This is a genomic window from Ramlibacter sp. (genome assembly GCF_035554825.1).
GTDB lineage: Bacteria > Pseudomonadota > Gammaproteobacteria > Burkholderiales > Burkholderiaceae_C > Ramlibacter.
The window spans coordinates 1-9,198 of record NZ_DATMHS010000054.1; the positions used below are offsets into that span (position 1 = coordinate 1).

A 9,198-nucleotide genomic window follows, 5' to 3' on the forward strand; every position below is an offset into this window, starting at 1 on the left:
ACCCGCGGCCCCCCGGGGTGGATGCACACGATCTCGTCCTCGTCCGCCCAGCAGGCCATCAGCTTTTCGATGTCGCCGGTCTGCAGCGCTTCGTAGAACGCCGCCTCGACATCGTCGGCGTTGCCTTCGAGGTTGGCGGCCTGGAGCTTGTTCTTGCGCATGGGGTGTCGACGATTGTGCCGGATTCAAGCCGCCAGCCACTGGCGCACGGTGGCCCGCGGGTCGCCCTGGGCCGCCTGCCACACCGTCTCGGGCGCTGCGACATGGATGCCCGGCGGCGCCAGTTCCAGCGCGGCGGCCACGAATTGCGCGACCTTCACCGCCCGCACCGGCTGCTCGCTGCTCGGCACCATGTACGCGGCGATCGAAAGCATCCAGCTGGCCAGCGCCGGCAGCCGGCCGCCCGGCGCCGAGCGGGCCGGCGCCTGGGCCGAGCGAATGATCAGCAGGCGCTCGAAGCCGAGCGCGGCGAGCGACTGTTCGTCGAGGCTGGCCAGGCCGCGCTTGAGCGCTTCGGGCAAGCGCCCCTGCGCATGCGGCAGCACGACGGCCAGCGTGCGCACGCCGCTGCCCCGCAGCCACGCGGCGAGCGCCGGCAGCTGCTGCGGATGCGGCGTCCACAGCGCACGCTCGCGCTGATGGAACATGCGAGGCGGATCGAACATCACCAGGGCCGTGTCGGCATCGGTGGCCGGCCAGGTGGCGGGATCGCCTTCGATCACCTGCGTGCGCACGCCGCGCAGACCCGTGCGGATGGGCTCGCGGGCCAGCACCTCGGTGTTGTCGAACTGGTCCCGGCCAACGAGCCGCCGGATCACTTCGTTGCCGAGCGCGCCACCGGCGCCGGCGACCACCAGCCGGGAGATCGCGCGCGCCGGCGGCGCCGGCCGGCGCGCGGCGACCAGCACTTGAAACGGCCCGCCATTCATCCTATCTATGCTAACGTCCACGCTGATTCCCAAGTCCTAAGGCAAGCTCCATGAAACGTTGGCTCCTGCTCCTGCTGATGGCTTTGTCGCTGACCGGCTGCGGCTACAACGACTTCCAGCGCCTCGACGAAGAAACCAGGTCGGCCTGGAGCGAAGTGCTCAACCAGTACCAGCGGCGAGCCGACCTCGTGCCGAACCTCGTCGCGACGGTGAAGGGCGAAGCCAACTTCGAGCAGGAGACGCTGACCAAGGTGGTCGAGGCCCGGGCCAAGGCGACCTCCATGCAGGTGACGCCGGAGACGCTCAACAACCCGGAAGCCTTCGCCAAGTTCCAGCAGGCGCAAGGCGAACTCTCCAGCGCCCTGAGCCGGCTGATGGTGGTGTCCGAGCGCTACCCCGACCTGAAGGCCAACCAGGGCTTCCGCGATCTGCGGGTGCAGCTGGAGGGCACGGAGAACCGCATCACCGTGGCGCGCAACCGCTACATCAAGTCGGTGCAGGAGTACAACGTGCTGTCGCGCAGCTTCCCCACCAACCTCACCGCGATGGCGTTCGGCTACAAGCCCAAGGCCAGCTTCACGGTGCAGAACGAAGCGCAGATCTCGACCCCGCCGACGGTGGACTTCGGCACCAAGAAGTGACGCGGTCTTGAGAGCGGTGCTGCTCCTGTGCTGGGCGCTGCTGGCGTGGCTCGCGCCGGCCGCCGCCCAGGACCTGCTGCCGGTGCCGCAGCTCACGGCGCGGGTGATCGACCAGACCGGCACGCTCGACGACATCCAGCGCAAGGGCATCGAAGACAAGCTGGCGGCGCTCGAACAGAGCAAGGGCACGCAGGTCGCGATGCTCATGGTGGCGACGACGCAGCCCGAGGACATCGCGAGCTACGCCAACCGCGTCGGCAACGAGTGGAAGATCGGCCGCAAGGGCGTCGGCGACGGCGTGCTGCTGGTCGTCGCCAAGAACGATCGCAAGGTCCGCATCGAAGTGGCCAAGACGCTGGAGGGCGCGATCCCTGACCTCGCGGCCAAGCAGATCATCGACGAGGCGATCACGCCGCGCTTCCGGCAGGGCGACTTCGCCGGCGGCCTGCAGGCCGCGGCGGACCAGCTGGTCGCCCGGATCAAGGGCGAGCCGCTGCCGCCGGTGCAGCAGCCCGCGCCGGCCGGCGCGGCGCGGGGCGGCTTCGACTGGATGGATCTGGCGATCTTCCTGTTCTTTGCCGTGCCGATCGCCGGCGGCGTGCTGCGCCGCATCTTCGGACGCAAGCTCGGCTCGCTGGTCACCGGCGGCGGCGTCGCCGCCGTGGCGCTGATGATCACGTCGAGCATCGTGATCGCGGCGGTCGCCGGCATCGTCGGCCTGCTGTTTTCCATGATGTCCGGCCTCGGCGGCGGACTCGGCTCGCCGCGCCGCGGCGGCTGGGGCGGCGGCCCCTTCATCGGCGGTGGCTGGGGCGGTGGCGGTGGCGGCAGCTGGGGCGGCGGCGGCGGTGGTTGGGGCGGGTCCGGCGGCGGTGGCGACTTCGGCGGCGGCGGCGCCTCGGGAGACTGGTGATGGCGGCGACTCGCACGAGGTCGAAAGTGGCGCGCATCTGGCGCCACCTGTGGCTGGACGACGCGGACACGCGCAAGGCGGTGCCGGCGGACCTGGCCGAGCGCCTGATGCGGCGGGTCGCCGCCAGCGAGCGGCGCCACAGCGGCGAAGTGCGCATCTACGTCGAGGCCGCGCTGCCGCTCAGTTATCTCTGGCGCAACGCGCGGCCGCGCGAGCGGGCGCTCGCCATGTTCGGCAAGCTGCGGGTGTGGGACACCGAGCAGAACAACGGCGTGCTGATCTACCTGCTGCTGGCCGAGCACGCGATCGAGATCGTGGCCGACCGCGGCCTGGCCGGCAAGGTGCCGCCCGGCGAGTGGCAGGCGATCGTCGCCCGGATGGGCTCGACCTTGCGCGAGGGCCGCTTCGAGGATGGCCTGACCCAGGCGCTGGAGGAAGTGTCGGCCCTGCTGGTCGCCCATTTCCCGGCGCAGGCCGGCGCCGCGAACCCGAATGAGCTGCCGGACGCGCCGGTGCTCGGCTGAGCGGTCTCAGGCGGCGGCGGGCACCACGCCGCGCGCCGCCCAGGCCCGCGCGGCGAGTGCGATCGAGCCGTCCGCCGCGACCGGCAGGCGGCTGCGGAGCCGATCGCGCAGGCGGCCGCGGGCCGGCTCGTCGAGCGACATCGCGTACGCCGGCGCCGGCCCCTGCCCGCCGAGGAACGGCTGCCAGTAGTCGTCGAAGTCCTTGAAGGGCGTGGCGATTTCCAGGCCGGTCACTTCCACCGCGGCCAGGCCGCTGCCGACGAACAGCTTCTCGAGCGCGGCCGGCCGGCAGACCGGAAAGCGCACGCCTTCGTCCAGATCCGCGGCGGCGGGGTCCAACGCGGCCGCCGCGTCCCAGAACTGGCGCATCAACTCCATCCGGCCGGCGTAGTCCCACACATAGGCGGCGATCAAGCCGCCAGGCCCGCTCACCCGGGCCATTTCCCGCAGCGCCGCCGGCTGGTCGGGAACGAAGTTGAGGACCAGCCCCGAGACCACCACGTCGACGGCCGCATCCGGCAGCGGGATGGCGGTGGCCGTGCCCTGGTGCAGCGTGACGGCGCCAGCGAGCTGTTCGCCGGCGGCCGTGAGAAACCCTTCCGAAGGCTCGACGCCGAACACGGCGGCCGGCGCACAGCGCTCGAGGATGGCGGCGGTCAAGGCGCCGGTGCCGCAGCCGACGTCGAGCCAGCGCTTGCCGTGCGGCACGTCCAGCCAGTCCAGAAAGCGAGGCGCCAGCTGGCGGCTCCAGCGGCCGACGTATCGCTCGTACGGGCTGCCCCGTTCCCACCTGTCCGCGCTGCTGTGCTGGGCCATCGACACCTCCTGTCGCCGCGTCCCCTCGCGGTGCGGACCTGTGCCTCGCGTCCGGCGCCACGCCGCGATGATGCGCGGATTTGGCGCGCCGCGCCAGGGCCGCCGCGCGGCTGGGCTACGGAGCCGGCGGCCGCTGCGGGCGCGCAAAAGAAAACAGCCCCGTCTTTGGAACGGGGCTGCGAGGGCGCGGTTTTTTAGCGCTTGTTGTCGGGTGCCGCCGGCAGCGGCGAATCGCTATTGTCGCGCAGGGCAGCGGTTTTGCCAGCGACCTTCGCGCGATTCGCGGTCCGGCTGTGGCCTGCGGCCAACGATTACTTCTTCTGCCGGTACTTGCGCAGCGCGGCGATCTGGGCCGCCATCACGGCGAGCTCGGACTGGGCCTTGGCCAGGTCGATGTCGCTCTTGGCGTTCTTCAATGCTTCTTCCGCGGCGCGGCGCGCCTCGTTGGCCTTTTCTTCATCGAGGTCCTTGCCGCGGATGGCGGTGTCGGACAGCACGGTGACGGTGTTGGGCTGCACTTCGAGCACGCCGCCGGCGACGAAGACGAACTCCTCCGTGCCGTCGGCCTTCTCGATGCGCACCGAGCCGGGGCGGATGCGCGTGATCAGCGGCGTGTGGCGCGGATAGATGCCCAGTTCGCCGGCCTCGCCGGGCAGCGCGACAAAGCGCGCCTCGCCCGAGAAGATCGACTCCTCGGCACTCACCACGTCGACGTGAATGGTGTTCATTGACTGTTCCCTCTCCGGTGGAATCGAACCTCGATTCCGCCAATCTCAAAGAAAGCGCCGGGCCGCCCCACGCTCTCCTCGCTGATCGAACACCGCCTGAAGATCCCGTGCCCGAAATCTCCAGGCGAACTACTCAGACCTTCTTGGCCTTCTCGAACGCTTCGTCGATGGTGCCGACCATGTAGAACGCCTGCTCGGGCAGGTGGTCGCACTCGCCGGACGTGATCATCTTGAAGCCGCGGATGGTTTCCTTCAGCGGCACGTACTTGCCGGCCGTGCCGGTGAACACCTCGGCGACGTGGAACGGCTGCGACAGGAAGCGCTGGATCTTGCGGGCGCGGGCCACCGCCAGCTTGTCTTCCGGCGACAGTTCGTCCATCCCCAGGATCGCGATGATGTCGCGCAATTCCTTGTAGCGCTGCAGCGTGCCCTGCACCGAACGGGTCGTGTTGTAGTGGTCCTCGCCCACGACGTTCGGGTCGACCTGACGGCTGGTCGAGTCCAGCGGGTCCACCGCCGGGTAGATGCCCAGCGCGGCGATGTCGCGCGAGAGCACCACGGTGGCGTCGAGGTGGGCGAAGGTCGTCGCGGGCGACGGGTCGGTCAGGTCGTCCGCCGGCACGTACACGGCCTGGATCGAGGTGATCGAGCCGACCTTGGTCGACGTGATGCGCTCCTGCAGCCGGCCCATTTCCTCGGCCAGCGTCGGCTGGTAGCCCACCGCCGAAGGCATCCGGCCCAGCAGCGCCGACACTTCGGTGCCGGCCAGCGTGTAGCGGTAGATGTTGTCGACGAAGAACAGCACGTCGCGGCCTTCGTCGCGGAACGATTCGGCGATCGTCAGGCCGGTCAGCGCGACGCGCAGGCGGTTGCCCGGCGGCTCGTTCATCTGGCCGTAGACCATCGCCACCTTCGACTCGCCCAGGTTCTCGCTGTTGACCACGCCCGACTCCATCATCTCGTGATAGAAGTCGTTGCCCTCGCGGGTGCGCTCACCGACGCCGGCGAACACCGACAGGCCGGAGTGCGCCTTCGCGATGTTGTTGATCAGCTCCATCATGTTGACGGTCTTGCCGACGCCCGCACCGCCGAACAGGCCCACCTTGCCGCCCTTGGCGAACGGGCAGATCAGGTCGATCACCTTGATGCCGGTCTCCAGCAGTTCCTGCGAGGGCGACAGCTCGTCGTACGCCGGCGCCTTGCGGTGGATCGAGGCGGTCTGCGTGGTGTCGACCGGGCCGCGCTCGTCGATCGGGTTGCCCAGCACGTCCATGATGCGGCCGAGCGTGGCGGTGCCCACCGGCACCGTGATCGGGGCCTGGGTGTTGTAGACCATGTTGCCGCGGCGCAGGCCCTCGGAGGAGCCGAGCGCGATGGTGCGCACGATGCCGTCGCCGAGCTGCTGCTGCACTTCCAGCGTGAGGGCCGAGCCCTCCATCTTCAGCGCGTCGAACACCTTGGGCATCTGGTCGCGCGCGAACTCGACGTCCACCACGGCGCCGATGCACTGAACAATCTTTCCCTGAACGCGGCCGTTCGCCTGGGGATTACCTTGAGCCATCTTCGTTGCTCCAATCAATAAATAGGTGTCGGTGCGCGGCGTCAGACCGCCGCGGCGCCGGCCACGATCTCGGAGAGTTCCTTCGTGATCGCCGCCTGGCGCGTCTTGTTGTAGACCAGCCGCAGTTCGGCGATCACGTTGCCGGCGTTGTCGGTGGCCGACTTCATCGCCACCATGCGCGCGGACTGCTCGGATGCCATGTTCTCGGCCACCGCCTGGTACACCAGCGCCTCGACGTAGCGCACCAGCAGTTCGTCGATCACGGTCGCCGCGTCCGGCTCGTAGATGTAGTCCCAGCCGGGTTGGCCGGCATCGGCCTTCATGTTCTCGTCGGTCAGCGGTAACAGGCGCTCGACCACCGGCTCCTGCTTCATCGTGTTGATGAAGCGGGTATAGCTCAGGTAGACGGCGCTGATCTTGCCTTCGGCGTACTGGTCCAGCAGCACCTTGACCGGCCCGATCAGCTTTTCCAGGTGCGGCGTGTCACCCAGCTGGGTGACGTGCGACACCACCTTGGCGCCGATGCGGTTCAGGAAGCCCAGCCCCTTGGTGCCGATCGCCACCGCCTGCGTGGCGTGCCCCTGGTCCTGCAGCTCGCGCAGCTTCGCCGTGACGGCGCGCAGCACGTTGGTGTTCATGCCGCCGCACAGGCCCTTGTCGGTCGTCACCACGATGAAGCCCACGCCCTTGGCGTCGTTCACCTTCATGAACGGATGCCGGTACTCGGGGTTGGCCTTGCCGAGGTTGGCAGCGATGTTGCGGACCTTGTCGCTGTACGGCCGGGCATGGCGCATGCGGTCCTGCGCCTTGCGCATCTTGGACGCGGCCACCATTTCCATGGCTTTGGTGATCTTCTTGGTGTTCTCCACCGATTTGATCTTGCCGCGAATTTCCTTACCTGCAGCCATATGTGCCTCTGGAAGGTTTAAGCGAAGGTCTTCTTGAACGCCTCGATGGCCGCCGTGAGCTGGCCTTCGGCGTCCTTGTCCATCGCCTTGTCGTTTTCCAGCTTCTGCAGCAGGGCGCCGTGCTTGTCCTTCAGGAACGCATGCAGGCCGTGCTCGAACGGCAGCACCTGTTTCAGGTCGACGTCGTCGAGGTAGCCCTTGTTCACGGCGAACAGCGAGGCGGCCATCAGCGAGATCGGCAGCGGGCTGTACTGCGGCTGCTTGAGCAGTTCCGTCACCCGGGCGCCGCGGTCGAGCTGCTTGCGGGTCGCTTCGTCCAGGTCGGACGCGAACTGCGCGAAGGCGGCCAGTTCACGGTACTGCGCCAGGTCGGTCCGGATACCGCCGGACAGGCCCTTGATCAGCTTGGTCTGGGCGGCGCCGCCGACCCGCGACACCGAGATGCCGGCGTTGATGGCGGGGCGGATGCCGGCGTTGAACAGGCTGGTTTCCAGGAAGATCTGGCCGTCGGTGATCGAGATCACGTTGGTCGGCACGAACGCGGACACGTCGCCGGCCTGGGTCTCGATGATCGGCAGCGCCGTCAGCGAACCGGTCTTGCCCTTGACTTCACCCTTGGTGAACGCTTCGACGTAGTCGGGGTTCACGCGCGCGGCGCGCTCCAGCAGGCGCGAGTGGAGATAGAACACGTCGCCGGGGTAGGCTTCGCGGCCCGGCGGGCGGCGCAGCAGCAGCGAGACCTGGCGGTAGGCGACGGCCTGCTTGGACAGGTCGTCATAGATGATCAGCGCGTCCTGGCCGCGGTCGCGGAAGTACTCGCCCATGGTGCAGCCGGAGTAGGCCGACACGTACTGCATGGCCGCCGATTCGGACGCCGAAGCCGCCACCACGATCGTGTACTCCATGGCGCCGTTCTGCTCGAGGGCGCGCACGATGTTCTTGATCGTGGACGCCTTCTGCCCGATGGCGACGTACACGCAGGTCATGTTCTGACCCTTCTGGTTGATGATGGTGTCCACGGCCACCGCCGACTTGCCGGTCTGGCGGTCGCCGATGATCAGCTCGCGCTGGCCGCGGCCGATCGGCACCATCGAGTCGATCGCCTTCAGGCCGGTCTGCACCGGCTGCGACACCGACTGGCGGGCGATCACGCCGGGGGCGACCTTCTCGATCACGTCCGTCAGCTTGGCGTTGATCGGGCCCTTGCCGTCGATCGGCTGGCCGAGCGCGTTGACCACGCGGCCGATCAGCTCGGGGCCGACCGGCACTTCCAGAATGCGGCCCGTGCACTTGACGGTGTCGCCTTCGGAGATGTGCTCGTACTCGCCCAGAATCACCGAGCCGACCGAGTCGCGCTCGAGGTTCAGCGCGAGGCCGAAGGTGGGCGTGCCGTCGGGCGTGGGCGGGAACTCCAGCATTTCGCCGGCCATGGCGTCGGACAGGCCGTGGATGCGGCAGATGCCGTCGGCCACGGACACCACGGTGCCCTGGTTGCGGATGTCGGCGCTGCCGGCGAGCCCTTCGATGCGGCTCTTGATCAGTTCGGAAATCTCTGCGGGATTGAGTTGCATGACTCTTTCCTTTTGCTATTGGTTTGGTTGCAGCGCGTCGCTCCGCCTCAGGCGGTGAGCGCGACCTTCATTTGTTCCAGGCGAGCGCGCACCGAGGTGTCGAGCACCTCGTCACCGACCACCACGCGAATCCCGCCGATCAGCGACGGATCTTCCTGCACGCTGACATTGAGCTTGCGCCCGAAGCGCCGTTCCAGCACGCCGCTCACCTCGGCCAGCTGCGCCGGCGCGATCGGGAACGCGCTGTAGACCACCGCGTCCGAGCTGCCGCTTTGGGAGTTCTTCAGCGCGCGGAACTGGCGGGCAATCTCCGGCAGCGCCGCGAGGCGGTTGTTCTCGATCACGGCGCGCAGGAAGTTCACGCCCTGCGGCGGCAGCGACACCTTCGCGACCGTCGTCACGAGCTCGAATGCCTGCTCGTTGGTGACCTTCGGGTTGTCCGCGAACTGCAGCAGCTGCTCGTGGCCGGCGACGGCCCCGAGCGCGTCGAGCCACCAGGCGGTGCCGTCCAGGTCGGCGCCGGCCGACTTGAACAGCGCTTCGGCGTAAGGGCGGGCAATGGTGGCGAGTTCAGCCATGGCGTGCGTTCCTTACAGCTCGGTCTTGA

At 68.5% G+C, this 9,198-nt stretch carries 11 protein-coding genes; 3 read left to right on the plus strand and 8 right to left on the minus strand.

Annotated elements, in window-relative coordinates; all coding sequences use genetic code 11:
• Together VNT59_RS05950 and VNT59_RS05955 are read right to left on the minus strand one after the other, a co-directional pair.
• The coding region (locus VNT59_RS05950; protein WP_325497413.1) for a YybH family protein at positions 1 to 161 on the minus strand (161 nt) is incomplete at its 3' end.
• Between the two features lie 24 nt (positions 162 to 185).
• Positions 186 to 929 (minus strand): hypothetical protein, encoded by a 744-nt coding sequence (locus tag VNT59_RS05955; RefSeq protein ID WP_325497403.1) that lies wholly within the window; start codon positions 927 to 929, stop codon positions 186 to 188.
• 50 nt (positions 930 to 979) lie between these two features.
• Between VNT59_RS05955 and VNT59_RS05960 the strand changes: the two genes are divergently transcribed.
• The 3 genes from VNT59_RS05960 to VNT59_RS05970 are packed head-to-tail and all read left to right on the plus strand — an operon-like array spanning position 980 to position 3,007.
• A complete protein-coding gene (locus tag VNT59_RS05960) occupies positions 980 to 1,570 on the plus strand; it encodes a LemA family protein (RefSeq protein ID WP_325497404.1) in 591 nt (196 codons plus the stop codon).
• 7 nt (positions 1,571 to 1,577) lie between these two features.
• Positions 1,578 to 2,483 (plus strand): TPM domain-containing protein, encoded by a 906-nt coding sequence (locus tag VNT59_RS05965; protein ID WP_325497405.1) that lies wholly within the window; start codon positions 1,578 to 1,580, stop codon positions 2,481 to 2,483.
• Complete coding sequence (locus tag VNT59_RS05970) at positions 2,483 to 3,007, plus strand: TPM domain-containing protein (RefSeq protein ID WP_325497406.1); 525 nt, start codon at positions 2,483 to 2,485, stop codon at positions 3,005 to 3,007. The genes VNT59_RS05965 and VNT59_RS05970 overlap by 1 nt, the downstream gene beginning before the upstream one ends.
• 6 nt (positions 3,008 to 3,013) lie before the next feature.
• On the opposite strand, the gene VNT59_RS05975 is transcribed toward VNT59_RS05970, so the two are convergent.
• The 6 genes from VNT59_RS05975 to VNT59_RS06000 form a co-directional block, all read right to left on the minus strand.
• Positions 3,014 to 3,823, minus strand: coding sequence for a class I SAM-dependent methyltransferase (locus VNT59_RS05975; RefSeq protein ID WP_325497407.1), 810 nt, complete (start codon positions 3,821 to 3,823; stop codon positions 3,014 to 3,016).
• Between the two features lie 311 nt (positions 3,824 to 4,134).
• Positions 4,135 to 4,551, minus strand: a complete 417-nt coding sequence (locus tag VNT59_RS05980) for a F0F1 ATP synthase subunit epsilon (RefSeq protein ID WP_325497408.1) — start codon at positions 4,549 to 4,551, stop codon at positions 4,135 to 4,137.
• Positions 4,552 to 4,684: 133 nt separating this feature from the next.
• Entirely contained in the window at positions 4,685 to 6,112 is a 1,428-nt protein-coding gene (gene atpD, locus VNT59_RS05985; RefSeq protein WP_325497409.1) for a F0F1 ATP synthase subunit beta, read from the minus strand.
• A 41-nt stretch (positions 6,113 to 6,153) separates the two neighbouring features.
• Positions 6,154 to 7,020 (minus strand): F0F1 ATP synthase subunit gamma, encoded by an 867-nt coding sequence (gene atpG, locus VNT59_RS05990; protein WP_325497410.1) that lies wholly within the window; start codon positions 7,018 to 7,020, stop codon positions 6,154 to 6,156.
• A gap of 17 nt (positions 7,021 to 7,037) precedes the next feature.
• On the minus strand, positions 7,038 to 8,591 hold the full coding sequence (gene atpA, locus VNT59_RS05995) for a F0F1 ATP synthase subunit alpha (RefSeq protein WP_325497411.1): 1,554 nt from the start codon (positions 8,589 to 8,591) through the stop codon (positions 7,038 to 7,040).
• A gap of 47 nt (positions 8,592 to 8,638) precedes the next feature.
• Complete coding sequence (locus VNT59_RS06000; protein WP_325497412.1) at positions 8,639 to 9,169, minus strand: F0F1 ATP synthase subunit delta; 531 nt, start codon at positions 9,167 to 9,169, stop codon at positions 8,639 to 8,641.
• Positions 9,170 to 9,198 lie beyond the last annotated feature (29 nt).